This is a genomic window from Microbacterium proteolyticum, assembly GCF_029639405.1.
Classification (GTDB): domain Bacteria; phylum Actinomycetota; class Actinomycetes; order Actinomycetales; family Microbacteriaceae; genus Microbacterium.
Genome location: NZ_CP121274.1, coordinates 1499876 through 1525295 on the forward strand (window position 1 = coordinate 1499876; position 25420 = coordinate 1525295).

21 protein-coding genes are annotated in these 25420 nt (G+C 71.3%); 13 read left to right on the forward strand and 8 right to left on the reverse strand.

Features of this window, described 5'->3' with window-relative positions; translation table 11 throughout:
- The first annotated feature begins 62 nt into the window (after nucleotides 1–62).
- The 4 genes from P8R59_RS07755 (at nucleotide 63) to P8R59_RS07770 (ending at nucleotide 6493) form a co-directional block, all read left to right on the forward strand.
- Nucleotides 63–1424 (forward strand): ABC transporter substrate-binding protein, encoded by a 1362-nt coding sequence (locus P8R59_RS07755; protein WP_278103455.1) that lies wholly within the window; start codon nucleotides 63–65, stop codon nucleotides 1422–1424.
- 107 nt (nucleotides 1425–1531) lie between these two features.
- Nucleotides 1532–4423: a hypothetical protein gene (locus P8R59_RS07760; protein WP_278103456.1), complete on the forward strand. Its 2892-nt coding sequence runs from the start codon at nucleotides 1532–1534 to the stop codon at nucleotides 4421–4423.
- Nucleotides 4424–4479: 56 nt separating this feature from the next.
- Complete coding sequence (locus P8R59_RS07765; RefSeq protein ID WP_278103457.1) at nucleotides 4480–5094, forward strand: hypothetical protein; 615 nt, start codon at nucleotides 4480–4482, stop codon at nucleotides 5092–5094.
- A 58-nt stretch (nucleotides 5095–5152) separates the two neighbouring features.
- A complete protein-coding gene (locus P8R59_RS07770; protein WP_278103458.1) occupies nucleotides 5153–6493 on the forward strand; it encodes a COG1470 family protein in 1341 nt (446 codons plus the stop codon).
- Between the two features lie 24 nt (nucleotides 6494–6517).
- Here the strand turns inward: P8R59_RS07770 and P8R59_RS07775 are convergent, their stop codons facing one another.
- Both P8R59_RS07775 and P8R59_RS07780 read right to left on the reverse strand, forming a co-directional pair.
- Nucleotides 6518–7276: an energy-coupling factor transporter transmembrane component T gene (locus P8R59_RS07775; RefSeq protein ID WP_278103459.1), complete on the reverse strand. Its 759-nt coding sequence runs from the start codon at nucleotides 7274–7276 to the stop codon at nucleotides 6518–6520.
- Nucleotides 7273–9021, reverse strand: a complete 1749-nt coding sequence (locus tag P8R59_RS07780; protein WP_278103460.1) for an ABC transporter ATP-binding protein — start codon at nucleotides 9019–9021, stop codon at nucleotides 7273–7275. The genes P8R59_RS07775 and P8R59_RS07780 overlap by 4 nt, the downstream gene beginning before the upstream one ends.
- Nucleotides 9022–9214: 193 nt before the next feature.
- Between P8R59_RS07780 and P8R59_RS07785 the strand changes: the two genes are divergently transcribed.
- The 4 genes from P8R59_RS07785 to P8R59_RS07800 are packed head-to-tail and all read left to right on the forward strand — an operon-like array spanning nucleotide 9215 to nucleotide 12405.
- Nucleotides 9215–10996: a TIGR03767 family metallophosphoesterase gene (locus P8R59_RS07785; RefSeq protein WP_278103461.1), complete on the forward strand. Its 1782-nt coding sequence runs from the start codon at nucleotides 9215–9217 to the stop codon at nucleotides 10994–10996.
- Nucleotides 10993–11340, forward strand: a complete 348-nt coding sequence (locus P8R59_RS07790; protein ID WP_278103462.1) for a hypothetical protein — start codon at nucleotides 10993–10995, stop codon at nucleotides 11338–11340. The genes P8R59_RS07785 and P8R59_RS07790 overlap by 4 nt, the downstream gene beginning before the upstream one ends.
- A complete protein-coding gene (locus P8R59_RS07795; protein WP_278103463.1) occupies nucleotides 11337–11924 on the forward strand; it encodes a hypothetical protein in 588 nt (195 codons plus the stop codon). The genes P8R59_RS07790 and P8R59_RS07795 overlap by 4 nt, the downstream gene beginning before the upstream one ends.
- A 4-nt stretch (nucleotides 11925–11928) precedes the next feature.
- Nucleotides 11929–12405 (forward strand): hypothetical protein, encoded by a 477-nt coding sequence (locus P8R59_RS07800; RefSeq protein WP_278103464.1) that lies wholly within the window; start codon nucleotides 11929–11931, stop codon nucleotides 12403–12405.
- A gap of 252 nt (nucleotides 12406–12657) precedes the next feature.
- Here P8R59_RS07800 and P8R59_RS07805 read toward each other — a convergent pair whose 3' ends face one another.
- The gene (locus tag P8R59_RS07805; protein ID WP_278103465.1) at nucleotides 12658–13422 is read right to left on the reverse strand and encodes an SDR family NAD(P)-dependent oxidoreductase; all 765 of its coding nucleotides are present in this window, start codon (nucleotides 13420–13422) and stop codon (nucleotides 12658–12660) included.
- A 56-nt stretch (nucleotides 13423–13478) separates the two neighbouring features.
- On the opposite strand from P8R59_RS07805, the gene P8R59_RS07810 reads away from it, so the two are divergent.
- A complete protein-coding gene (locus P8R59_RS07810) occupies nucleotides 13479–14063 on the forward strand; it encodes a TetR/AcrR family transcriptional regulator (RefSeq protein ID WP_278103466.1) in 585 nt (194 codons plus the stop codon).
- Here P8R59_RS07810 and P8R59_RS07815 read toward each other — a convergent pair.
- Complete coding sequence (locus P8R59_RS07815; RefSeq protein WP_278103467.1) at nucleotides 14060–14614, reverse strand: ECF transporter S component; 555 nt, start codon at nucleotides 14612–14614, stop codon at nucleotides 14060–14062. The genes P8R59_RS07810 and P8R59_RS07815 overlap by 4 nt on opposite strands.
- A 151-nt stretch (nucleotides 14615–14765) precedes the next feature.
- Between P8R59_RS07815 and P8R59_RS07820 the strand changes: the two genes are divergently transcribed.
- Nucleotides 14766–18338: a S8 family serine peptidase gene (locus P8R59_RS07820; protein ID WP_278103468.1), complete on the forward strand. Its 3573-nt coding sequence runs from the start codon at nucleotides 14766–14768 to the stop codon at nucleotides 18336–18338.
- A 181-nt stretch (nucleotides 18339–18519) separates the two neighbouring features.
- On the opposite strand, the gene P8R59_RS07825 is transcribed toward P8R59_RS07820, so the two are convergent.
- From P8R59_RS07825 to P8R59_RS07835, 3 genes are all read right to left on the reverse strand, one after another.
- Complete coding sequence (locus P8R59_RS07825; RefSeq protein WP_278103469.1) at nucleotides 18520–19542, reverse strand: pirin family protein; 1023 nt, start codon at nucleotides 19540–19542, stop codon at nucleotides 18520–18522.
- Nucleotides 19539–19877, reverse strand: a complete 339-nt coding sequence (locus P8R59_RS07830; protein ID WP_077050828.1) for a GNAT family N-acetyltransferase — start codon at nucleotides 19875–19877, stop codon at nucleotides 19539–19541. The genes P8R59_RS07825 and P8R59_RS07830 overlap by 4 nt, the downstream gene beginning before the upstream one ends.
- A 122-nt stretch (nucleotides 19878–19999) precedes the next feature.
- Nucleotides 20000–20515, reverse strand: coding sequence for a CGNR zinc finger domain-containing protein (locus P8R59_RS07835; RefSeq protein WP_278103470.1), 516 nt, complete (start codon nucleotides 20513–20515; stop codon nucleotides 20000–20002).
- Between the two features lie 25 nt (nucleotides 20516–20540).
- On the opposite strand from P8R59_RS07835, the gene P8R59_RS07840 reads away from it, so the two are divergent.
- The 3 genes from P8R59_RS07840 (at nucleotide 20541) to P8R59_RS07850 (ending at nucleotide 25111) form a co-directional block, all read left to right on the forward strand.
- Nucleotides 20541–20729 (forward strand): hypothetical protein, encoded by a 189-nt coding sequence (locus tag P8R59_RS07840; protein WP_278103471.1) that lies wholly within the window; start codon nucleotides 20541–20543, stop codon nucleotides 20727–20729.
- An 87-nt stretch (nucleotides 20730–20816) separates the two neighbouring features.
- Entirely contained in the window at nucleotides 20817–22856 is a 2040-nt protein-coding gene (gene recQ / locus P8R59_RS07845; protein ID WP_278103472.1) for a DNA helicase RecQ, read from the forward strand.
- A gap of 152 nt (nucleotides 22857–23008) precedes the next feature.
- Entirely contained in the window at nucleotides 23009–25111 is a 2103-nt protein-coding gene (locus P8R59_RS07850; RefSeq protein WP_278103473.1) for an acyl-CoA dehydrogenase, read from the forward strand.
- 49 nt (nucleotides 25112–25160) lie between these two features.
- Here the strand turns inward: P8R59_RS07850 and P8R59_RS07855 are convergent, their stop codons facing one another.
- Nucleotides 25161–25361, reverse strand: coding sequence for a hypothetical protein (locus tag P8R59_RS07855; RefSeq protein WP_278103474.1), 201 nt, complete (start codon nucleotides 25359–25361; stop codon nucleotides 25161–25163).
- Nucleotides 25362–25420: the final 59 nt, after the last annotated feature.

The following is a 25420-nucleotide window of genomic DNA, read 5'->3' on the forward strand; positions in this document are numbered from 1 at the left end:
TCCGGCGACCCGCGCCGCCGGGGGGAATCCCGACGCACGTCCACACAATGAAAGGCAATCCCATGCGCTTCACCTCACGCGCGCGCCGCACCGTCGCGGTCGTCGCCGTCGCCGCGGCCGTCCCCGCGCTCCTCGCCGGTTGCTCCTCGACCGGGGGCGGCGACGCCTCCGGGGAGAAATCCATCACCTATTGGCTCTGGGACAGCAACCAGCAGCCCGCCTACCAGCAGTGCGCGGACGACTTCCAGAAGTCGTCGGGCATCACGGTGAAGATCGAGCAGTTCGGCTGGTCGGACTACTGGCAGGGCCTGACGACGGGCTTCGCCTCGGGCACCGCCCCGGACGTCTTCGCCGACCACCTGTCGTACTACCCGCAGTTCGTCTCGCAGGGCCAGCTGCTCGACATCTCGGACCGCGTCGAGAAGGACGGCCTGGACCTCGGCATCTACCAGGACGGCCTTGCCGACCTGTGGACCAACCAGGACGGCGGCCGGTACGGCCTGCCCAAGGACTTCGACACCGTCGCGACGTTCTACAACGAGAAGATGGTCACGGATGCCGGTTACACGGCCGACCAGCTCGCCGACCTCGCGTGGAACACGACCGACGGCGGATCCTTCGAGAAGCTCGTCGCCCACCTGACCGTCGACCAGAACGGCGTCCGCGGCGACGAGGCCGGCTTCGACAAGAGCAAGGTCGCCGTCTACGGCCTCGCGCTCAGCGGCAACGGCCTGAACGCGAGCGGCCAGCAGACGTGGTCGCCGTACGCCCTGAGCAACGACTGGTACTACGGCGACAAGACGCCCTGGACCAGCTCGTGGAACTTCGGGGACACGTCCTTCGCCGACACCCTCGCCTGGTACAAGGGTCTGATCGACAAGGGCTACATGCCCAGCGTCGACATCGCCCTCTCCGAGCAGGACCCGCTGAACGGGTACCTCGCCGGACGCTACGCGCTCGTCACGGACGGCAGCTGGATGAACGGTTCGTACCTCGGCCAGGACGAGGTCGCGACCAAGGTCGCTCCCACCCCGGTGGGTCCGAGCGGCGAGCGCGCCAGCCTGTTCAACGGCCTCTCCGACGGCATCTGGGCCGGAAGCAAGAACCAGGATGCCGCGTGGGAGTGGGTCAAGTACCTCGCGTCCGCCGACTGCCAGGACGTCATCGGCGACGCCGCCGTCGTCTTCCCCGCCGTCAAGACGTCGACCGCGAAGGCCGAAGCCGCCTTCGCGGCGAAGGGCTGGGATGTCACCGGGTTCACCGAGCAGGTGACCGACGGCACCACGAAGCTCCTGCCCATCGCCGACCACTGGTCCGACGTCAACGACACGATGACGGCCGCGATCGAGTCGTACCTGAAGGGCGCCTCCGACGCGAGCGCGCTCCAGGCGGCGAACGAGCAGGTCAACGCCCTGTTCAAGTAAGTCACCGAACCCCGGGGCGTCCGGTACCCGCCGGACGCCCCGGTCCCCCCCGCATCCCTCGTTCTCCCCCTCGATTCACCACCCGCACCACGTACGAAGGAGTACACGTGACCAGCCCCCACCTGCCCGCACGCTGGGGTCGCCGAGCGACCGCCTGCGCGGCATTGTCCGCCCTGGTGTTGTCCGGTCTGGCGGTCGGCGCCGCCGCACCGGCCAGCGCCGCGACCGTCGACGTCATCGGCGTCGACTTCAGCAAGACCGACGGCGCCGTCCAGGGCGGCGCTTCGGGGATGCTCTACGGACTGTCGGATGACGGCGTCCCCACGGACGCCATCATCGCGGGCGCTCGGCCCACCAACCTCACGCAGAAGGCGCCGCACGGAGCCCAGCACCCCAACGGCGATCCGCTGCAGGTCGAGCGCGCGTTCTTCGAGAACGGCGGGCAGTACCTGATGACGAACATCCAGGACTACTACCCCGACTGGGCCTACAACGGCGGCAAGCGCCCCTCCGACTTCAGCACCTACCTCGACATCGTCCGCAAGGTCGTCAAGAGCGTGGTCGACGAGTCCGACCACCCCGAGAAGTACGTCTTCACCCCCTTCAACGAGCCCGACGGCGGCAACTGGTACGCCGACTGGGGGACGATGAAGGACACCTACTTCCAGGACTGGAAGGCCGTCTATCAGGCCATCAAGGAGGTCTACCCGCAGGCGAAGATCGCCGGCAACGGTGACACGCGCTGGCAGTCGGCCCGCACGCGGGACTTCCTCACGTTCGCCAAGGCGAACAACGTCCTGCCGGACATCTTCACGTGGCACGAACTGGGGCGCGGCAGTCTGCAGTACTTCCGGCAGCACCTGGCGGAGTACCGCAAGATCGAGAGCGACCTCGGGATGACGGCCCTCCCCGTGAACATCACCGAATACGCCATGCGGCGCGACATGTCCGTGCCCGGAAACCTCGTCCAGTGGCTGGCCATGTTCGAGGACGAGAAGGTCGACGCGGAGACCGCGTACTGGACGTACGCGGGCAACCTCAACGACAACATGGCGAAGAACAACAGCGCCAACGGCGCGTGGTGGCTGCTGAAGTGGTACGGCGACCTCACCGGTCAGACGGTCGCGGTCACGCCGCCGTCGCTGAACGCGCCGGACACCCTGCAGGGCCTCGGTGCGATCGACACCGCGAAGAAGCAGGCCACGGTGCTCTTCGGAGGCACGAACAACACCACGCGGCTGGACCTGTCCGGCCTCGACCCGGCCGTGTTCGGCACCACCGTCGACATCCAGATCCGCGAGGCCGAGTGGTCCGGCCAGGAAGGCGAGGCACAGGCCCCGCCGGTCGTGGTCGCCAAGCGCGTCGCCGTGGGCGGCACGATCCAGGTGGAGGTGCCCAGCACCAACCGACTGGACGCCTACCAGGCTGTCATCACGCCGGCCCTCCCCGCCGCCCCGGTGGTCGATTCGACCTGGTCCACCTCGATCGAGGCGGAGAACACCACGCTGCGCGACGTGACGGCGTACAACCAGGACCCGGCCGCGGACTGGACCTTCTCGGCATCCGGGGGTCGTGACGTCGGGTCGACGAACAAGGTCACGTCGTCGCTCACGTGGACGGTCGACGTCCCGACGACGGGGACGTACCGATTCGGCGCGATCGCCGGTGTCAACGGTTCCAAGATCGGACCGGGGAAGCACGCACTGTTCGTCGACGGGCAGAACGCCGCGACGATCGAGTACGAAGCGGGCTTCGACTGGAGCTACCGGGGCCGGGGCGAGACCACCATCCAGCTGACGCAGGGACGGCATGAGCTGTCGGTGCGGATGAGCGCGGACGGATCGACGCTCCTGCCCGGTTCGGACATCTCGCTCGACCGCTTCGACCTCACCCGCATCGACGGCCCGGAGACGACGACCTACCCCGCCGTCCTCGCACGGACCTCCGCGTCGCTCGACTACACGAAGGGAGCCGTCGCCCTCACCGGTGACAAGACGGCGACCTTCTTCCCGTCGGCGCGCGAGACCGGGTACTACGACGTCGCGATCCGCTACACCACCACCGGTGCGGCCGGGCTGGCCGTCACGCTGAACGACCGCAGCATCGGCGGATTGGGAGCGGACAAGGCGGGGACCTGGACCTCGACGGCCCGGGTGCACCTCGCCGAAGGCATCACCGAGCTGAAGGTCGGCTCGGCCCAGGGGGCCGCGGTGCAGTCCGTCACCGTCACCCGCGCGGCCGACGGCGACACCGCCACCGTGCGCGTCGAGGGCGAGGACGCCGCGAAGATCGCGCTGCACGGAGCGGCACGTCTGGAGACGCCCGGCCAGCCCACGAACGTGTCCGGCAAGCAGCTGGGATGGCTCGGCGGCAACGCCGACAACTACGCCACGCTCAGCCGGCCGGCGGGCCTCGGTGCGGGTCAGTACGACCTGACGGTGCGCTACTCCAACGCGGAGAAGAACACCGGCCACGCCTACAACACCGACGTCATCACCCGTTTCCTCGACGTGACCGAGGAGGGCGGGGCGACGACGCGGGGAGCCTTCCGCAACAACTACTCGTGGAACGGCTTCTGGACCCACACCGTGCCGCTGGACCTGACGACCGCGAGCGGCTCGCTGCGCCTGGGCAACACCACGGGCAACGCCCCCAACATCGACTGGCTCGCCCTGTCGCCGCTGGTGGCCAAGACGACGAACACCGCGGATGCCGCCCTCACGGCGAACGTCGCGGCCTCGACGCGCAAGCTCGCGGGCAAGGTCTACGTCACGGTGGAGGTCACCAACACCTCGGCGGTCGCCGTGGACGTGGCCATCGCCACGAGCTACGGCAAGAAGACCTTCACCGGCGTCCAGCCCGGCAAGAAGGTCAGCACGTCGATCAACACGACGAAGAGCTCTGTCCCCGCGGGGCAGGCGACCGTCACCCTCACCGGGTCCGTGAACGGGGCGACCGTGAACCAGACCCTCACGGCGTCCTACAACGCCCAGAACTGAACGCGCGGCGGGGGCGGGCCGAGTCCGCCCCCGCCGCCCACCCGAAGGGATCACGCATGCACAAATACCTCTCGATCAGCGCCGCGGCGCTGACAGCGCTCCTCCTGGCGTCCGGGGGCGCGGCCGTCGCCGCGGCCGCCGAGCCGGGGGACAGCGTCGACGTCGGTGTCGATGTCGACATCGTCGCCCCCACGACCCCCGGTGCCCTGACGATGACCGTCGCCCCCGGGCGGGTGGCGCTCGCCGAGGACGGCTCGACCGACACCGTGCGTCGGTTCACGGGCTCGCTTCCCCAGGTGACGGTCACGGACACTCGCACCCCGGACCAGATCCCGGAGGGCAGCAGCTGGTACGTCCTCGGCAGTGCCGGCGACTTCCAGGCCGAGGGCGGGGCCAGCATCGGAGCCGACCATCTGGGCTGGAGCCCGCGTCTGGTCTCGGGGGACGACAGCGTCGTCTCGATCGGCGGTGACGTCGACACGTCCCTCGACTCGGACTCGCCGGCCGGTCGCGGGCTCGTCGACCAGGAACTGCTCTATCTCGGGGATGCCGCCTCGGTTCCCGAAGGCGGGGTGTCCTCGACCGCCACGGCGGACCTGACCCTCAAGGTCGAGCCGACCGTCCAGGCCGGGAAGTACTCGTCCGTCATCACCCTGTCGCTCTTCGAGTAAGGACACAGGATGCGGCGCGCCCGACCACCACGGTCGCGCGCCGCATCCCCACATCACCATGCGCTTCACGATCCTCCGTCTCCTCTCCGTCCTTCTCATGGCGGCCGCGGCCGTCCTCGTCGTCCCCGGCGCCGCGCGGGCGGCATCCGATTCCGTCACCTGGTCGGTGCAGCCGGCCTCCGCGGACGGGCAGGTGGAGCCCGGAGCGTGGGAGGAACTCACGCTCGACGCGGGGACGGCCGTTCAGCGGACGATGAAGGTCACCAACCACAGCGACCAGGGCGTCCGCTTCTCGTTGTCGGCCGCCGACGGGTACTTCACCGAGACCGGGCGATTCAACATGCTCCCCGCGGACCGGCCGTCCGTCGACGCGGGCACGTGGATCGCCCTCCCCGACTCGGTGGAGGTCGCTGCGGGCGCGAGCGCCCTCGTTCCCTATACGGTGACCGTCCCCGCCAACGCCACCCCCGGGGACCACCCGGCGGGAGTGGCGGCGGGGATCGTCTCCGAGCAGGCGAGCGTCGGCGTCGAATCCCGCATCGGCTTCCGGGTGATGGTCCGGGTGGCGGGGGCGCTCGCACCGGCCCTGCAGTCCACCGTGACCTCGTCCTACGTCCCGTCCTGGAACCCGTTCCTCCCGGGGGCGCTCGAGATCCGCGTCTCCACGGCCAACACGGGCAACGTCCGGCTCGCGGGCGAACGAACGCTCACCGTCTCGGGGATCGCCGGACTCGATGCCCACGTGACCGGGCTCGAGTCGCTGGCGGAGTTGGCGCCCGGGGAGAGCCGCGAGACGTCGCGCACCATCGAGGGCGTGTGGCCGTTGTTCTCGACGACGGCGACGGTCGTCACGGATGCGTCCAGCGTCGTGGAGGGGACACCGGCGTTCCAGGACTCCGCCACGACCTCCGTCGCCACCGTCCCCTGGACGCAGGCGGCCGTGGTCGTCGCGGCGGCCGCCATCGTCCTGCTCATGCTCCGCGACCGGCGTCGGCGGCAGCGTCGCCATGCCCGCGAGATCGAGGACGCGCGGGAGGAAGGGCGACGCAGTGCGGTGGCGTCCGCGCTCGCCGTGGTCGCGATCATCGTCGCGGGCGTCATCGCGTCCGTCGGCGCCGCGGCGCCGGCCGTCGCGGCGACCCCGGTGGAGATCTCCGTCGAGGTGACGCCGGCACCCGGCGGCACGCTCGCACCGACGCCGCCCGGCGAGGTCGAGGAGCCACCCGGCGAGGTCGAGGAGGAGGGTGCCGGTACCGACCGGCATCTCGCCCGCACCGGCGGTGCGGTCGACCCGATCCTCGTGGCCGGCGGCATCCTGATCATGGGCGCGGGAGCGATCGTGTGCGGCGTGTCCGCCTTCCGCCGCTCGCCCGGCGGTCGGCGCTCTGCCCGAGGGTGAGGGCCCGGCGCGGAACGGCGCGGATCACACGGCGAGGAACACCGCCGCCGACACCGCCCAGAACGCCAGCACGAACGCGGTGTCGCGTCGTCGCCACAGGACGAGGTGCCTCTCCGTGCGATCGGGGTGGGCGCCGAAGGCGCGGGCGTCCATGGCCAGGGCCACCCGCTCCGCGTGGCGAATCGCCCCGGCGAGAAGGGGCACCACGGTGCGGATCCACCGGGTCGGTGCGAACCCCCCGACCCCTCGGACACGCTGCGCCTGGCGGATGGTCTCGAGCTCGCGACCGAAGCGCGGGACGAAGCGAATCGCCGCGAGGGCCGCGTAGCCGACCCGGTACGGCACGCGCAGCTGCTGCACGAGGGCGCGGACGAGGTCGGTGCCGGCGGTCGTGAGTCCTCCGAGGAAGGCGAGCGTCATGATCGCGGCCAGGCGCAGTCCGGTCGAGAAGCCCACGGCGAGGGCGCCGTCGGTGAGGGTCCAGCCGCCGACACGCAGTACCGCGACGCCGCCGATCGAGGGATCCACCCAGACGGCGAAGCCCAGGCCGACCACGATCACCGCGAGCGGCACGACCGCTCCGAGCATCGTGAACAGCCGCGCAGACCACCGGGCGCCGCACAGGAGCAGGACGTACGACAGGACGAGGAAGGTCGCGGGGGTCGCGAGATCGCGCGCGAAGACGAGCGCCAGCATCGCGGGGAGCGCCGCGGCGATCTTCGCGAGCGGGTTCAGGCCGACGAGGAACGCCGTCGGGGCCGGCGCGAGCGCGACGGCGGTCACGATCCACCGCCGGGGACGTCGCGGAGGCGCGTGATCGCCGCCAGCTCCGGATGCCGCTGCAGCCCGGTGAACGCGCGGCGCAGGGGCGGGACGCCCAGGCCCGTGCGCTCGAGCAGCGGCGCGTCGGCGAACACGGCATCGGCGGGGGCGTCGGCGGCGAGGCGCCCGGCATCCATCACGACCACCCGGTCGGCGTGCTCGGCGACGAGCTGCAGATCGTGCGTGACCACGATGATCGTCGTGCCCCCGTCGCGGAGGTCGTCGAGCATCGCCATCATCTCGTCGGCGCGGGCGCGATCCTGTCCGTAGGTCGGCTCGTCGAGCACGAGCAGCCGGGCCCCGCCGACGAGCGCCGTCCCCACCGACAGTCGTCGTTTCTGCCCGCCCGAGAGCAGGAACGGGTGGGTGTCCGCGAGATCGGCGAGGCCGAACCGCCCGAGCATCTCGTCGACGCAGCTGCGCACCTCCGCCTCGGGGAATCGCATCCGACGGAGGCCGTGGGCGAGCTCGTCGTACACGGTCGTCGCGATGAACTGGTGCTCGGGGTTCTGGAACACGAACCCGACGTGGCGCGACAACCGTCGAGGAGGCAGACGTCGCACGTCGCGCCCGTCGATGCGGACGGCACCGCGCGGAGGCCGGCGGACGCCGGCGATCGCCTGGACCAGGGTCGTCTTCCCGGCACCGTTGGGGCCGACGACGGCGACGAACTCGCCCTCCCGCACCTCGAGGTCGACGGCGTGCAGCACGGTGGCGCGGCCCCGCGTCACCCTCAGACCGCGCACGCGGATGATCGGCGCACCCCCGACCCGCACCGGGGTCGGACCCGGAACGGATGCCACAGCGGGGGGCGCCGCATCCTCGAGCGCCGCCCGAAGCTCCTCGGGCGTGAGCGGCAGTCGCGGCAGGGCATAGCCCGCGCGGCGGAGCCGCAGCGCCGCGAGCGTCGCGGTCGGCAGCCAGACCCCGAGTCCGTGCAGCTCGATCGCCCGCCCGCGCAGGACCTCGTCGACGTCGCCGTCGGCGATCACGCGCCCCGCGCCGTCGAGCGCGACGACCCGATCGACGAGCTCCACCGCGGCATCCAGGTCGTGCTCGATCAGCACGATCGCCCGATCCCCGGTCGCGACGACCTCGCGCAGCGCCGCGTAGACCTCCGCGACGCCTGCCGGATCGAGGCTCGCCGTGGGCTCGTCGAGCACCAGGAGAGGGGATGCCATGGCCAGCGCGCACGCGATCGCGAGACGCTGCCGACCCCCGCCGGAGAGGACGTCGGGGGAGTCGTCGCGCCGGGCCCAGAGCCCCACGCGGCGGAGGGCCTCCTCGGCTCGCGCGAGCACCTCGGCGACGGGGAGGCGGAGGTTCTCCGGACCGAAGCACACCTCGTCGAGCACGGTGCCGGTGATGAGCTGGGCGTCGGGGTCCTGGAAGACCATCGCGACGGTCTGCGCGAGCTCGGCGACCGGGGTGGTCGCGGCATCCGTCCCGCTCACGATCACCGTGCCGGTGACCTCACCCGGGACGGCGTGGGGGAGCAGCCCGTTCATCGTGAGAGCCAGGGTCGACTTGCCCGACCCGCTCGGTCCGAGCACGAGCACCACCTCGCCGGGGCGCACCTCGAAGCTCACATCGGCGGGGGTCGCACGGTCGGCCTCGAAGTGCGTGACGGCGACGTTCCGCAGGCGCAGGAGGGCGTCGACGCCCGCGCGGGGCGCCGCGGCGGTCGGGTGCGGGTGGGCGGTCACGGGTGTCCTTCGGCGAGGTATCCAGTCTATTTAGGTACGCCTTACCCGTGTGGGGAGGCATCTCGACGTCGAGGCGACGCGCTCGGTCGGGGGCTCCCGCCGCCGCGACACGGAGGCACGGCATCCTGCGCTCTGGACGCCTGAAATGCGCGAACGGTACATTCGAGATTCCTCCGCCCGAACGGACGATCTCGTGACCGGTCTCTCCCGCCGTCAGTTCCTGCACGCCACCGCCGCCGCTGCCGCCGCGACGGGGCTCGGGTTCGACATCCTCGCACCGCAGCTGGCGCGGGCGGCGACGCCGTCTGCGGACGTCCCGTCGACCCTGCTGCAGACGATCCGCCAGGGCTCGGTGCTCTCGGGCAAGTACCGCACGCTCACCACCGGGCCGGGGGAGCCGTACCTCCCGCGCATCGACGTTCTCCGGCGCACCCCGTCGCCGACGCGCACCACGGCGCGCCGTTCGCTGCTGTACCTCGGCCACCTGTCCGACCTCCACGTCATCGAGGCGCAGTCCCCGGGACGCATCGAGCCGATGATCGTGCAGGACCACTCCGCGTGGGGCTCGGCCTTCCACCCGCAGGATCCGCTGAGTCCCCACGCGACCGCGGCGATGGTGCAGGCCTTCTCGGACGCGCGGTACAGCCCGCTCACGGGCGCACCGATGAGCGCGGCGATCGTCACCGGCGACAGCGCCGACATGCACTCGCACCTCGAGCTGCGCTGGTACATCGACCTCATGGACGGCCTCGCGGTCGACCCGGCCACCGGCGGGCCGACGTGGCAGGGTGTGCAGGCGTGGAGCGAGGCGACGTGGGCGTACCGTCCCGGCGATCCGAGCGGCGGCGACTTCGGCGACTACGGATTCCCGCGCCTCCCCGACCTCCTCGCGCAGGCGATCGCCCAGCCCGTGCAGTCCGTCGGCCTCCCGGCGCCCTGGTACGCCGTGTACGGCAACCACGACACCCTGCTCCTCGGAACCTTCGACATCAGCCCGCAGCTGCGCGCACTCGCCGTCGGCGCGCGGAAGTCGTACACCCTGGATGCCACGGCCTCCACGGCCCTCGAGGGATGGGCCGCGGGGACGAGCGTCCTCGCGCAGGTGCTGGCGGCGCTGGGGCTGGCATCCGGGGGTCCGGGGTTCAAGGAGGTCACGGCCAACCCCGAGCGTTACCTGTTCGAGCAGCGGGACTTCATGGCCGAGCACTTCCGGACCGAGCCCACGCCCGGACCCGTCGGCCACGGCTTCACCGCCCACAACCTCGCCTCGGGCGAGACGTGGTGGCAGGCCGACCTGAGCCCGCGCGTCCGGGCGTTCGGGCTCGACACGTGCAATGCCGTCGCCGGCCCCGACGGTGCGGTGCCCGAATCGCAGATGCAGTGGCTGCGTGCGCAGCTCGAGATCGCGCAGCGCGACCAGGTGCTCGCGCTGATCTTCAGCCACCACAACAGCCTCACGCTCGAGAACCGCGCGACCCGCCCAGGGGTCGACGAGAAGCTGTACGGCGCGGACGAGTTCGTCGCGATGCTGCTGGAGTTCCCCGTCGTCGTGGGGTGGCTGAACGGCCACACGCACCTCAACCAGATCCTGGCGCACACCAACGCGGGCGGCGGGTTCTGGGAGATCACGACCGCTTCGTGCATCGACTTCCCGCAGCAGCAACAGGTCGTGGAGATCGTCGACAACCGCGACGGCACCCTGTCGCTGTTCACCACGGTGCTCGACCACGCCTCGCCCGCCGTGCCCGGGAACTCCGGCTCGGTCGTCGACCTCGCTTCGCGCAGCCGCGAGCTCGCCGCCAACGACTGGGCCGAGACGCCGCTCATGCGGCGCGGATCTCCGCTCGACCGCAACACCGAACTGCTCCTGCCGGCGCCGTTCGATCTGTCGGTGATCACCGACGCGCAGCTCGAGGCGCAGCACGTGACCGAGCGGGCACGCATCCTCGCGTACGAGAAGGAGCGGGGACTGTGAGGCGGTTGTTCGGGGTGTGCGCGCTGGCGGCGACCCTCGCGCTGACCGGCTGCTCGCAGGTCGCCGCGATCGCGCCCGTGGGCGGGAACCACCTGACCGAGGTGCGCTTCGCCTCGATTGACGTGCTGCAGCAGAAGGGCATCGCGCTCGAGGCCGTGCCGACGTGCACGCGGGCGTCCGACGGCGCGATCTCGTGCACCGGGACGACGGCGGACGGCGCCGCGGTCACGGCAGCCTCACCCGCGGCCGACCCCGACAGCTTCACCGTGACGGTGGGCTCCGACACGGTGTTCACCGGCAGCGTCAGCGCCGTGATCGACCAGGCCGCGGGGGTGACCCCGTGAGGCGCGTCCTGCTCGTCGCGGCCGTCGTGCTGGGAAACGCCGTCGTGCAGGCGCTGTGCGTCCTGCCGGGAGCGACGCCCGCCATCGACCCGCTGTTCCTCGCGATGCTCTCGGCATCCGTCCTCTCGCTCGTCGCCGCGGCGACGGCGGTGGTCGCTCTCTCGGGCGGTTCGGGTGCGCGGTGGCTGCGCGCGCTCGCCGCCGTGGTTCTGGCGCTGGTGATCGTCGGCGCGCTCGCCGTGGCATCCCTCGCCACTCTCGTCCCCGCGCTCGTCGTGGCCCTCGTGGTCGTCTCACCGGCAGGGAACCCGGATGCCACGGCCTGGAGCGGTCCGCGCGCGTTCGCGTGGCATCCGGTCCGGGCGATCCTGCTCGCGGTCGTGACCCTGGTCACGTTGGTCGTGCTCGCCGTCGGCGCGCTGCTCTTCGGATTCTTCCTGACCGGGTGGCTCGGGTCGTTCGGGACGTGGGTGGTCGTGGGGGCGGTGGCCGCCGTGCTCGCCCGGGCCTGGGCGCGGCTCGCCGTGCGCGGAGTCAACTTATCCACAGTCCGTCCCGCCGTGCGCACTGCTCGCACAGACTGATGCGGTGACCCCCGAACCCGCCGCCTCCGCGCTGCCGCCACAGTCTCCTCCGCGGCGATCGGTCGCTGTTGTGGCGGGCGCTCTTGTTGTCGGGATCGGGTTGGGGCGAGTGATCCCGCCGCCCGTACCGGACGGCCAATGGTGGGCGGGTTACCTGCTCTCTCCTGGATTCGGTGGCACCGCCGCATTGGCCGCCGCGCTCTTCGCCGCCGGTGTGGCGTTGCGGAACTCGGCGATGGACCGTGCGCAACGCCACCTCGCAGACCTTCGGTCGCAGTGGTGGAACCGTTTCACCTGGGCGACCGAGAAGGCGATCGATCCGGTGACTTCCGTGGTGGGCTCGCGAGTTCTCGCAGCGCTCGTGATTCCTGGACTGGCCACGGTCGAGGATGCGAGAATGGCGATCGCCGTATCCGAGATGGTCGGCCCACCTCGGACGATCGCAGGGAAGGGGCGTGACGATGGATCGCGAGTACAGTGACGAAGCTCGCGCCGCCGCCCTCGAGCTGCGCACTCGACTGGAGCGCGACATCGCTGAGGGCCGGTTCGAGTCGTCCGTCGCCGACGCCCGCTCTTCCAGATCGTCGTGGTTCCGGCGGCGCAATGTGTCCCCGGGAGCCGCGCGGGGAGCGTGATCAGCCCCGGGTCAGACCCGGCGGCATCCCCACCGCTCTTGTCCCCGCCCTGCTCCTCGCGACACCGGTGGGTCGGCTGAGCCCGCCGGCTCTGCGCCCTAGGCGTGGACGGTCGACGCGCCTCGTTCGAGAGCGTCGGCGCCGATGCCCTGCATGATTGAGCGCGCCAGACCGGGCGCGTATCGCGCCATGGCCTGCATGCTGCGGTTGGACGCCCCGAGAAGGTACTCGGAGCGGTGACCCGCCGCCTCGCGCGCGAACCGCGGGGCGGCCCACGACATCGGGTAGCGCTGAGGGCCGACGAGATCCGCGCCGTTCTCCATGTGCGGCGGCGAGACGATGGCGATCTCGATGCCCCGGGTGCCGAGCTCGTGGCGCGCGGAGCGTGCGAACGAGAGGAGAGCGGCTTTCGCGGCACTGAAGTTGTCGAGCGACGGCGTGCCGATGTACCCGAGCGTCGATGCCGTCGCGACGAGACGGACGGGCTTGTCCGCATCCTTGTGGCGGGCGAGCGCGCGTGCCACTCGCACGAACCCGAGGTAGGTGATGTCGACCTCGCGGACGAGGTCGCCCTCTGCGCGCGTGAGGATGCTGCCCTGGTAGAGCTGCGACGCCAGGTAGACCACGAGCGCCGGCGTACCCCGCTCGCGGATCGTGCGATCGACGGTCGCGTCGACCGCGACGTCGTCGCCGACATCGAGGGCCGCGACGTGACGGAAGGGTGCGGCGTCGGCGATCTCGGACCGTGCGAAGCCGACGACGGACCGGCCGACGTCCGCGTAGCGCCGCGCGATCTCGAGGCCGAGGCCGCGAGACGCACCGATGATCCAGACGTCGCGGGCGGGAGGGATGCTCTCGCTCATGTGATCCTCCTCTAGGATGTTGGCAGTGCCCACATGATAGGGAAGGGATGTTGGCAGTGTCAACTTCTGCGCGCTCGTACCACCACGGCGACCTGAGGACCCGGCTCCTCGACGTCGCCGAGGAGCTCCTCGAGGAGGGTGGTGTCGGTGCACTGAGCCTTCGCGAGGTGGCCCGGCGCGCGGACGTGTCCCACAACGCGCCCTATCGCCATTTCGCCAGCAAGGATGAGCTGCTCGCGGCTCTGGCCGCCTCCGGGTTCGACGGGCTCGCGGCATCCCGCGCCGACATCTCGGACCCGCGGAACGCTCTCGTCGAGAGCGGCCTCGCCTACGTGCGGTTCGCGCTCGAGCACCGCGCGCTCTTCCGCCTCATGTTCTCCGGGGCGGCCGGCGGTGAGAGCGGCGAGTCCGTCGCGAGCGAGGCCTCAGCCGCCGCGATGATGCGCGGTGCCTTCGGTGACGACACACCGGGTGACGCGCTCATCAGTTCGTGGTCGTTCGTACACGGCCTGGCAGGGCTCCTCCTCGACGATCAGGTGCCCGCCGGCTTGAGAGTCGGACGCGACGACGAGACGCTCGCCCGCGACGTCCTGACGCTCACCGCGCGCGCGCTCGACGCCGGCCTCGCCGACACGCCCTAGCGTCGCGACAGCCCGCGCGCGACGCCGGCTCCGCGCAGTCCCGACCCGATCGCGAGACCGACGGCCGTCCAGACGACCGGACCGAGCACGCCGATCACGAGATAGGTGATCCGGGCCCACGGGGCCAGCGCGCCGATGTCGGCGGCGAACCACACCGCCGCGGCCACGAGCACCCCGATGATCACGGCCGACACGAAGAAGCGGGCCGCGGCCCACACGCGGTAGCGGGTGAGGGCGGCGACGGCCTCCTGGATGCCGCCGAAGAGGATCGCGGTCCCGAGGAAGCGGAAGGTCCACTGCGGAGCCATGGCGCTCGCCACCAGCGCCGCGAGCACGTGGGTCAGCAGCGCCACCCACGCCCGGCGGACGACCTGCTGGGCGATGATCCCCGGCAGGACGTGCGACCCGAGCACGAGACCGTACGCCCAGGGCGCGGCGGCCAGCACGACGAGCGTCAGCCAGCCCGCGGCACCGCCCAGGATCCCCGTGCCCACGCCGATCGCCGCGCAGACGAGGAGGACGCGGGTGGACAGACGGGATGCCGACGACACGGGGTCAGCGTATCGGGACCGCGGCATCCGGTTACCGGACGGAGTCCAAAAGAAACCGTTGGTGATGAATTCGCCGTGAGTTATGTTTGTGCGACGCGCGCCGAAGAAGTCGCGCACATCGCTCAATTCATCCCCCCGTTTGGAGCGCACTATGGGTCGTACCCTGCGTTCGGCCGCGGCCATCGCATTGGCCGGGCTTTTCACCGCTGCCGGAGTCACCTCCGCGCAGGCCGCCGTCGTGGGCGAGGGGGTGACCCCTCCCACACCCATCGAATCCGCCACCGGGCGGTACATCGTCGTCCTCGACGAAGCGCCCGTCGCCACCTATGACGGCGGCGAAGCGGGCTTGCGCGCGACGAAGTCCGACGATGCCCGCCTCGACACCGGTTCGGATGCCGTCCGCGAGTACTCGGCCTTCCTCGAGCAGCGCCAGCAGGACGTCGCTGACGAAGCCGGGGTGGATGCCGACTACTCGTACACGCTCGCCGTCAACGGCTTCAGCGCGGCGATGGACCCGAACCAGGCCGCGAAGCTCGCCGCCACGAAGGGCGTGCAGAAGGTCGTCCCCGACGAGATCCGCCACCCGGCGGCCGTCCCCTCGACCGAGTTCCTCGGGCTCGAGGGCGACGGCGGCGTGTGGCAGCAGGTCGGCGGAGTCGACGCGGCGGGCGAGGGTGTCGTGGTCGGTGTCGTCGACACCGGCATCGCGCCCGAGAACCCGTCGTTCGCGGGCGACCCGCTCGGCACGACGCCCGGCGATCAGCCGTACCTCGACGGCAACGACGTCGTCTACCGCAAGGCCGACGGCACCGACTTCCGGTCGCCGCGCGTCGCCACGGGCGACGGCTGGTCGGTCGACGACTACTCCACGAAGCTCGTCGGCGCGCGCTACTTCGACCAGGGTGCCGCCGCGACCGGCTTCACCTTCGAGGCCGACTACCGCTCCCCGCGCGACGGCGACGCGCACGGCTCGCACACCGCGAGCACGGCCGCCGGCAACAACGGCGTCGAGGCCAGCGTCGAGGGCATCGACTTCGGTGCCATCTCGGGCGTGGCCCCGGCCGCGAAGGTCGCCGCGTACAAGGCCTGCTACTCCGGTCCCGACCCGCTCGTCACCACCGACGACGTCTGCGCGCTGAGCGACCTGCTCGGCGCCATCAACGCCGCGGTCGCCGACGGCGTCGACGTGATCAACTACTCCATCGGCGGCGGGGCGGCCACCACCACCCTCGCCCTCGAGGACGCGGCGTTCTTCAACGCCGCCGCCGCGGGCATCTTCGTCGCCGTCTCGGCCGGCAACTCCGGCCCCGACGCCTCGACCGCCGACCACGCCTCGCCCTGGTACACCACGGTCGCGGCTTCCACGATCCCGACCTACGAGGGCACCGTGAAGCTCCCGAACGGCTTCCAGGCCGCGGGTGCCTCGGTCTCCGTCCGGGCGGGTGAGGACGTGACGGGACCGGTGGTCTACGCCGGCGACATCGCGGCATCCGGAGCGGATCCGGCGAACGCCGCCCTGTGCCTCCTCGGATCGCTCGACGCGGCGCAGGCCGCCGGCAAGATCGTCGTGTGCGACCGCGGGCAGAACGCGCGCATCGAGAAGTCGCAGGCCGTGAAGGAGGCGGGCGGGATCGGCATGATCCTCGTCAACGTCACCCCCGCGTCGGTCGACAACGACTTCCACTCCGTGCCGACCGTGCACATCGACGCGCGCTACCGCGACGACCTCCTCGCCTACGTGCGGGGGAACGCGGATGCCACGGCGACCCTCGTGGGCGAGAACGTCACGGGAGTCGAGACGCCGACGCCGCAGGTCGCCGGCTTCTCCAGCCGCGGACCGATGCTCGCCGACGGCAGCGACGTGCTCAAGCCCGACATCTCGGCGCCCGGCGTGGCGATCCTCGCCGCCGCCGCGAACGCCGAGGGTGCGGCTCCCACGTTCGAGTTCCTCTCGGGCACGTCCATGTCCTCGCCGCACATCGCCGGTCTCGCCGCCCTGTACCTGGGTGAGCGGCCGCTGGCCACGCCCGCCGAGGTGAAGTCCGCCATGATGACCACGGCGTACGACACCGTCGACGTCGAGGGCGCTCCCGCGCAGGATCCGTTCGCGCAGGGTGCGGGTCACGTCGACCCGACGAAGTACTTCGACCCGGGTCTGCTGTACCTCAACGGTCCCGCCGACTGGGCGGCGTTCCTGCAGGGCAAGGGCCTCGAGGACTTCGGCGTCGAGCCGATCGACGGCAGCGACCTGAACCTGGCATCCATCTCCATCGGATCCCTGGCCAAGCCGCAGACCGTCACGCGCACCGTGACCTCCACGCAGGCGGGCACGTTCGAGGCATCCATCGACGTCCCCGGACTGGATGCCACGGTCGAGCCGTCCACGCTGACCTTCGGCGCGGCGGGCGAGACGCAGACCTTCACGGTCACGTTCTCCCGCACCACCGCGGCAGCCGAGCAGTGGACGACGGGCTTCCTCACGTGGACCAGCGGCGACACCCAGGTGCGCTCGCCGATCGCGGTGCGGCCGACGACCGCCGAGGCTCCGGCCGAGGTCGCGGGCACCGGGCTGTCGGGTTCGACGGGCGTGGAGATCCTCCCCGGCGTGAGCGGCGACCTGCCGCTGACGGTGTCGGGTCTCTCGGCCGTCACCCTGCTGACCGATCCCGACAACCCGGTCGACGGACACTCCGGCGACCAGGACTCGGGTGACGCGGACGGCTACGTCCGGTGGATCGTGGACGTGCCCGAGGGGACGACCCTCTCGCGCTTCGACCTCGACTCCTCCGACGACACCGGCAGCGACCTCGACCTGTTCGTGTCGCGCGTGGTGAGCCCGGACGACCTCCGGTACTACGAGCGGTTCACCTCGGCGACCGGCTCGGCGGACGAGCGGGTCTCGCTGCCGAACCCGACCCCCGGCACCTACCTCGTCGAGGCGAACATCTACTCGTTCACGGCGCCGTTCACGTGGGACATGACCTACGCGAACGTCCAGCCCGGCGGCGAGGGGCAGCTCACGGCCACGCCGAATCCGATCCCCGCCGAGCAGGGAGTGGCGACGACCTACGACCTGTCGTGGCAGGGACTGCAGCCGCAGACCCGGTACCTCGGGGTCGTGCAGTACGGCGAATCCAACGTGCAGACGGTGCTGACGGTCGACTCGGGTCAGGCGGCCCCCGTCAACGTCGACGCTCCGACGATCTCGGGCACGCCGAAGCTCGGCCGCACCCTGACGGCGACCGCCGGCACCTGGGACCCGGCCGAGGTCACCACGACGTTCCAGTGGCTGCGCGGCGGCGAGCCGATCGAGGGCGCGACCTTGTCGACGTACCGCGTGAAGCGCGACGACGTCGGTGCGGTGCTCTCGGTGCGGGTGACCGCGACCGACGCCGGTACCGGGCTCACCGGCACCGCGGACAGCGCGGGCGTGCCCGTCGTGGCCTCGTCGCGGACGACCGTGACGGTGAGCCCGTGGGTCGGCCGCACGAGCGACACCTACACCCTGACCGTCAAGGTCCGCCCCTCGGGTGGTCCTGCGGCGACCGGTGAGGTGACGGTGACCGTCGCCGGGAAGCCGTACACGGCGACCCTCGAGGACGGCCGTGCCACGATCACGCTCGACCCGCAGACGCGGGGCCTGCGCATCGTGACCGCGGAGTACGAGGGCAGTGACACCGTCTCGGCCTCGGAGGCGTACAGCGCGTTCATCGTGCTGCGCTGATCCTCACGCCGACGCGGCGTCCGGGCTCCGGCTCGGGCGCCGCGTCCGCGTTCGCGTTCGGGGTGTGCGTTCGCGTCCGGGCCGGGTGTTCGCCCCCGCCCCAGGTTGAGTGTCCAAGACACGCGGATGCCGGGCCGGGCCGTCCGCGTGTCCTGGACAGTGAAGCCCCGCCCGACGCGCGCTACACCCGGCGGCGGCGCGGCGTGAGCCGCACGGCGGGGAGCGGCGGGGCGGGGATGCGCTCGGGACCGTGGTCGACGACGGTGCCGAAGCGCGGAGCACCGGCCTCCCAGGCCTCGCGGGCCGCGGCGATCTCGTCGTGCGAACGACCCACGAAGTTCCACCACATCACGATGTCCGCTTCGAACGGCTCACCGCCGAGCAGAAAGACGCGGGCGCCCTCGGCGGACACCAGTTCCACGTGGTCGCGGCCCGTGCCGAGGTAGAGCAGACGCGATCCGTCGACGGATGCCGTGGCCTCCGCGGTCGCGAGAGGAGTGGTGCGGCGTGCGGCGTCCGCGTCGACGGCATCCACCCCCGTCTGCGCCTCGGCGGAACCGATCATGCCGTAGAGGGCATATTCCCATCGGGTGTCGAGGGGCACGCGGACCGGGATGCCGGCGGGCAGCCGGAGCTCCGCTCCCACGATGGCGGTGTGGACGGTGGCGGGGGACGAGACTCCCCCGAGCGAGCCCATCACGACGATGGCGTCCGCACCCTCGCCGAGATCCAGGACCGGGAGGTTCTCGTGCCGCTCGAACGCCGGTCCGCCGTGACGGCGGGACTCCGGCAGAGCCACCCAGAGCTGGAGTGCGTCGAGGGGAATGGGGTCGTCGCCGACCGAGTATTCCGAGTGCGCGATGCCGTCGCCGCTGGTCATCAGGTTCAGAGCGCCGGGGCGGACGACGACGTCGCTGCCCACGGCATCCCGGTGGCGCACCTCGCCGACGATCGGCCAGGTCACGGTCTGGAGGCCGATGTGGGGGTGCGGCTCGACCCGCATCAGGGTCTCCTGCGGTCCGAACCGGTCGAGGAAGCACCACGCCCCCACCATCGGCAGCGCACGATGCGGAAGGGTGCGGTGCACCTCCATGTTGCGGACGCCCCCGAGCGGGACCTCCCGGGCCTCGACCACGAGGGCGCGCGGTCCGTCGCAGTCGACCGGGCCCTCGGATGCCGGTGGCGCGACGTCGAGTCGGGTCATGCCGGCTCGCCGGGATCCGCCGAGTCGGCCGCGTCTTCCTCGCGGGGCCACTCGATGACGAGGCCGGGGACGTCGTGCTCGCGAAGGTAGTGCGCGACGAACGGGCACGTGGGCACGATCGTGTCGCCGCGACGGGCGAGATCCGCCAGCGCTTCGCTGGCGAGCGTCGAACCCAGGCCCTTGCCCTTGAACGAGGAGTCGATCTCGGTGTGGGGGAGGACCACGCGTCCCTCACCGGCCGGACGGAACTGCAGCACCCCGCCCAGTTCGCCGTCCACGTGCACTTCGTATCGGCGCGCCTCGTCGTTGCGGGTCACGGTCACTGCGTCGGTCATGTCGCCTCCGGTCGTCGGTACTGCCCTCAACGTTCGCAGGGCGAGCCCTGTTCCGCCATCCCCGGTGCCGCGCGGCACGCTGTGCAAGCGCCGGTGGGCGTTCGTGGTTCGGGGTTGGTGGTTCAGCCGCGCGCGCGGTGCCGGCGCACGGCGGCGCGGTTCGCGCAGCGCACCGAGCAGTAGCGCTGACGGCCGTTGCGGGTGACGTCGACGACGACGCGGTCGCAGGGGGCGGCGCCGCATCGGCCCAGGCGGTGGGTGCCGCGGGTGACGAGGTGCAGCGCGGTGCCCACCGAGATCACCGCCGCCAGCACTCGGGGGAGCGAGTCGTCGGTGTCGCGGTAGTGGAGGTGCCAGCCCTCGCCGTCGTGGTCGGTGAGCCGCGGATACGCCGCCGCCCCGGCCATCTCGAGGTTGAGCAGCGCCGCGCGCGCCGCGGGGTCGGGCTCATCGACGACCCGCAGCCACCGGTCGATCACGTCGCGCGTGCGCGGGTGGTCGTCGGATGCCACCGGGAACGCCATCGTCATGCCGAGCTCGCGCGTGCGCTCCTCGATGCCCGCGCGGTCGGCGGGCCAGTCGTTCGCGAGCGACGCCGCGAGCAGCACGGCGTACTCCCCGTAAGGGTTGAGATGCATAACTGCATTACAGCACGCTGGCCTCATGACCGCCGTCGACACCCTCGCCCCGCCCGTCGCCCCCGTCCACGAACACGCGTGGATCACCGACTCGGTGCACGCGACGAGCGAAGGGCGGGTGCGGTACGTCCGCTGCGTCGGCTGCTCCGCGCGACGTGTCGAGCTCGAGGCATCCGACCTCCCGCCGACGCCGCTGACCCGCGCGTTGCAGTGATCCTCCACACCCCCGATTCCTCACGATTCCTCCCCCGAACAGAGCGCTCGCCGGATGCGTGTCCGTGCCCGGGGTTACCGTGGTGGAGTGACTTTCCCCGGCGCCGCCCCCGAGCCGTACGCCGATGCGCCTCCCGAGGCGTTCGACGGATACGACGATCCGTACGCGGCGGCGGACTGGGATCCCGATCTGTTCGCCCCGCCCGACGACCCCGACGCTCCGCCCCCGCCGATGGATGCCACGACCTCCCGGTTCGCGCGAGCCGCGGTGGTGACCGGAACCGCTCGCCAACTGCCCGACGTGCGCGATTTCACCGGGCGCGATCCGCGCGAGGTGCTGCACGAGGTCTACGGCTACGACGCCTTCCGCGGCGATCAGGCCGACATCGTCCAGCAGGTCATCGACGGCGGCGACGCCGTCGTGCTTATGCCGACCGGCGGCGGCAAGAGCGTCACGTACCAGGTGCCGGCCCTGGTGCGTCCGGGCACGGGTCTGGTGGTGAGCCCGCTCATCGCGCTCATGCACGACCAGGTCGACGCCCTCGTCGCCAACGGCGTGCGGGCGGCGTACCTGAACTCGACGCAGGCCCCGGCCGAGCGGCAGGCGGTCGAGCAGGCGTATCTCGCTGGCGACCTCGATCTCCTCTACGTCGCTCCGGAGCGACTGAACGGAGCCCAGACGCTCGGATTGCTCTCGCGCGGTCGACTGAGCGTCATCGCGATCGACGAGGCCCATTGCGTGTCGCAGTGGGGCCACGACTTCCGGCCGGACTACCTCGCCCTGGGTGACCTCGCCGAGCGGTTCCCCGGTGTCCCGCGCATGGCTCTCACGGCGACCGCCACCCCCGAGACCGCCCGCGAGATCGTCGAGCGCCTGCGCCTCCGCGACGCCCGCACGTTCGTCGCGAGCTTCGACCGGCCCAACATTCAGTACCGCGTCGACGCGAAGGTCGACCCCCGCCGCCAGCTCGTGTCGTTCATCCGCTCCCAGCCCGAGGGGTCGGCGGGCATCGTGTATGCCCTGAGCCGCAAGAGCGTCGAGCAGACCGCGGCGTACCTCGCCGCGCAGGGCCTCGACGCCCTGCCGTACCACGCGGGCCTCGACGCCTCGGTGCGCGCGGCGAACCAGTCGCGCTTCCTCCGCGACGACGGGGTGATCATGGTCGCCACGATCGCCTTCGGCATGGGCATCGACAAGCCCGATGTCCGCTTCGTCGCCCACATCGACCTGCCCAAGTCGGTCGAGGGCTACTACCAGGAGACGGGTCGCGCGGGCCGCGACGGCGATCCCTCGGTGGTGTGGATGGCGTACGGCCTCGGCGACGTCGTGCAGCAGCGCCGCATGATCGACCAGTCTCCCGGCGACCGTTCCTACAAGATGCGTCTCGGCCAGCACCTCGACGCCATGCTCGCCCTGTGCGAGACGGTCGGATGCCGCCGCCAGAACCTGCTGTCGTACTTCGGTGAACCGTCCGAGCCGTGCGGCAACTGCGACACGTGCCTGACGCCGCCCGACACGTGGGACGGCCTGGTGGCGGCGCAAAAGCTGCTGTCCACGATCGTCCGGTTGCAGCGCGAGCGCGGGCAGGCCTTCGGCGCCGGCCACCTGATCGACATCCTGCGCGGCGCCAAGACCGAGCGCATCGCTCAGCAGGGCCACGATCGCCTCTCCACGTACGGGCTCGGCGCCGACCTGTCCGATCAGGACTGGCGCAGTGTCATCCGTCAGCTCCTCGCGCGCGGCATCATCGTCGCCCAGGGTGACTACGGCACCCTCGCGCTCAGCGAGGCGTCGGGTGGCGTGCTGCGCGGAGAGACGCCGGTACCTCTGCGCCGCGATGCCCTCGGTCGCGCCGGTGGGGGTGGCGGATCGCGCCCGCGCAAGTCCAGTGCCGACGACGTCGCTGCCGGCGACCGCGATCTGTTCGAGGCGCTGCGCGCGTGGCGCGCCGAGCAGGCGCGCGAGCAGGGCGTGCCGGCATACATCGTGTTCGGTGATGCGACGCTCCGCGCGATCGCGGCCGCGCGGCCGTCGTCGATGGGCGACCTCGACGGCATCACCGGCATCGGCGCCAAGAAGCGGGAGGCCTACGGCGACGGCATCCTCGCGGTCGTCGCCCAGCACTGACGCGCTCGGCACGCTCCCAGGATGTTGACGCCCCACAACCAACCGACCCGGCGTCGCGCGAGCGCATTGTGGCCACCTCACACAATGTTTGATCGGCTGTTGTGGGACTCCTACCGTGGAGGCATCCCTTTGCAACGTCGAAAGGTGCCGAAATGACCGACGCCGCCGTCCGTCCCACCACGCCCGCCACAAGCACGCGTACCCCCGTCGGGGGTGCGCCGACAGCCGCGCATTCCGCCGCCGAGGCCGCCGAGAACCGCATCGACATCGAGCAGGTCACCGACCTCCTGCTCGGAACGTGGGCGGACACGCGCCGGGAGGCGCGCGCGATGCTGAAGGATCCGATCTTCTGGCGCGACGACAGCCTCGCCATGGACGCGCACCGCGAGCGGACCCTCGGCCAGCTGCACGAGCTCGTCGCGCGCAAGGCCGTGCACCGCGCGTTCCCGAAGCGGTTCGGGGGCGAGGAGAACAACGGCGCGAACATCGCCGGGTTCGAGGAGCTGGTGGCCGCCGACCCCAGCCTGCAGATCAAGTCGGGCGTGCAGTGGGGCCTGTTCGGCTCGGCCGTGCTGCAGCTCGGAACCCAGAAGCACCACGAGAAGTGGCTGCCCGGCATCATGAGCCTCGACATCCCCGGGGCCTTCGCGATGACCGAGACCGGCCACGGATCCGACGTCGCCGCCATCGGCACGACGGCCACCTACGACGCCGACACCGAGGAGTTCGTCATCCACACGCCGTTCCGCGGTGCGTGGAAGGACTACCTCGGTAACGCCGCCTTGCACGGCAAGGCCGCGACCGTGTTCGCCCAGCTCATCACCAACGGCGTGAACCACGGCGTGCACTGCTTCTACGTTCCGCTCCGCGATGACGAGGGGGCCTTCCTCCCCGGCATCGGCGGCGAGGACGACGGCCTCAAGGGTGGCCTCAACGGCATCGACAACGGACGCCTCCACTTCGACCACGTGCGCGTCCCCCGTGAGAACCTGTTGAACCGCTACGGCGACGTCGCCGCCGACGGCAGCTACTCGAGCGACATCGCCAGCCCCGGTCGTCGCTTCTTCACGATGCTCGGCACCCTCGTCCAGGGACGCGTCTCGCTCGACGGTGCGGCCGCGTGGGCGTCCGCGATCGGCCTCACGATCGCGATCACCTACGGCAACCAGCGTCGACAGTTCGATTCGGGCAGCGGGACGCCCGAGGTCACCCTGCTCGACTACGGCAAGCACCAGCGCCGCCTCCTGCCGCGCCTGGCGACGACGTACGCGCAGATCTTCGCGCACGACGAGTTCCTTCAGAAGTTCGACGGCGTCTTCAGCGGACGCCTCGACACGGATGCCGATCGCGAAGACCTCGAGACGCTCGCCGCCGCGCTGAAGCCCCTGTCGACGTGGCACGCGCTGGACACCCTGCAGGAGTCGCGCGAAGCGTGCGGCGGTCAGGGCTTCCTCTTCGAGAACCGTCTCGTGGGGCTCCGCGCCGACCTCGACATCTACGTCACTTTCGAGGGCGACAACAACGTCCTCCTGCAGCTCGTCGGCAAGCGCCTGCTCGCCGACTACGCCCGTCAGTTCAAGGGCAAGGATGCCAAGGCCCTCGCCGCGTTCGCGGTGGGGCAGACCGCGGGCAAGCTCTTCCACGGTGCGGGTCTGCGTCAGCTGGGTCAGGCCGTGACCGACCGCGGCTCGACGGCCCGCTCGGTGGAGAAGGGACTCCGCGCTCAGCAGCAGCACGAGCTACTCGCCGACCGCGTGCAGCAGATGGTGGCCGACATCGCGGGGCGGCTGCGCCCGGCATCCAAGCTCTCCCGCGAGGAGGCGGCGGCACTCTTCAACGAGAACCAGGCCGAGCTGATCGAAGCCGCCCGGGCCCACGGTGAGCTCCTGCAGTGGGAGGCGTTCACCGACGCCGTCAACCGTCTCGGCGACGACGGCTCCCGCCAGGTGCTGACGTGGCTGCGCGACCTCTTCGGCCTGCAGCTCATCGAGAAGCACCTGGCCTGGTACCTGATCAACGGCCGCCTCTCGACGCAGCGCGCGGCGGCGGTGTCGAGCTACATCGACCGGCTCTGCGTCCGACTGCGACCGCACGCGCAGGACCTCGTGGACGCGTTCGGTTACGGCCCCGAGCACATCCGCGCCTCGATCGCCACGGGCGTCGAGGACGACCGGCAGAACGAGGCGGCGTCGTACTACGCGGCGCTGCGTGCCTCGGGCAACGCCCCGGTGCCGGAGAAGAAGCCCGGCAAGTAGGCGCACGGACGGAGGGCGGTGGTCGCGAGGACCGCCGCCCTCCGTCGTGTCAGCTGCGGCGCAGCAGCACCAGTCGCACGAGGGCGAGCGCGGCGATGAGCGCGCCCGCGACGAGCAGGACGATCGCGAACCAGAGCGGTCCGTTCACGCCGATGGTGACGATGCCGATCACGATCATGACGAGCGCAAGGACCAGGCCGAGGACGAGCGAAACGCGTGTCCGGCGGGGACCGAGGGGAACGGTGTGCATGCCCGGGAAGGTAGCGGTCAGCTGACCGCGGGGCCAGGGCTTGCGCCCGGCCCGTGTCC

What these genes read in the sequence shown, in the direction of transcription:
- P8R59_RS07755 (WP_278103455.1), top strand. Translation starts at nt 63, where the DNA reads ATGCGCTTCACCTCACGCGCGCGCCGCACCGTCGCGGTCGTCGCCGTC.
- P8R59_RS07765 (WP_278103457.1), top strand. Translation starts at nt 4,480, where the DNA reads ATGCACAAATACCTCTCGATCAGCGCCGCGGCGCTGACAGCGCTCCTC.
- P8R59_RS07770 (WP_278103458.1), top strand. Translation starts at nt 5,153, where the DNA reads ATGCGCTTCACGATCCTCCGTCTCCTCTCCGTCCTTCTCATGGCGGCC.
- P8R59_RS07805 (WP_278103465.1), bottom strand. Translation starts at nt 13,422, where the DNA reads ATGAGCGAGAGCATCCCTCCCGCCCGCGACGTCTGGATCATCGGTGCG.
- P8R59_RS07820 (WP_278103468.1), top strand. Translation starts at nt 14,766, where the DNA reads ATGGGTCGTACCCTGCGTTCGGCCGCGGCCATCGCATTGGCCGGGCTT.
- P8R59_RS07825 (WP_278103469.1), bottom strand. Translation starts at nt 19,542, where the DNA reads ATGACCCGACTCGACGTCGCGCCACCGGCATCCGAGGGCCCGGTCGAC.
- P8R59_RS07830 (WP_077050828.1), bottom strand. Translation starts at nt 19,877, where the DNA reads ATGACCGACGCAGTGACCGTGACCCGCAACGACGAGGCGCGCCGATAC.
- P8R59_RS07835 (WP_278103470.1), bottom strand. Translation starts at nt 20,515, where the DNA reads ATGCATCTCAACCCTTACGGGGAGTACGCCGTGCTGCTCGCGGCGTCG.
- P8R59_RS07840 (WP_278103471.1), top strand. Translation starts at nt 20,541, where the DNA reads ATGACCGCCGTCGACACCCTCGCCCCGCCCGTCGCCCCCGTCCACGAA.
- P8R59_RS07850 (WP_278103473.1), top strand. Translation starts at nt 23,009, where the DNA reads ATGACCGACGCCGCCGTCCGTCCCACCACGCCCGCCACAAGCACGCGT.
- P8R59_RS07855 (WP_278103474.1), bottom strand. Translation starts at nt 25,361, where the DNA reads ATGCACACCGTTCCCCTCGGTCCCCGCCGGACACGCGTTTCGCTCGTC.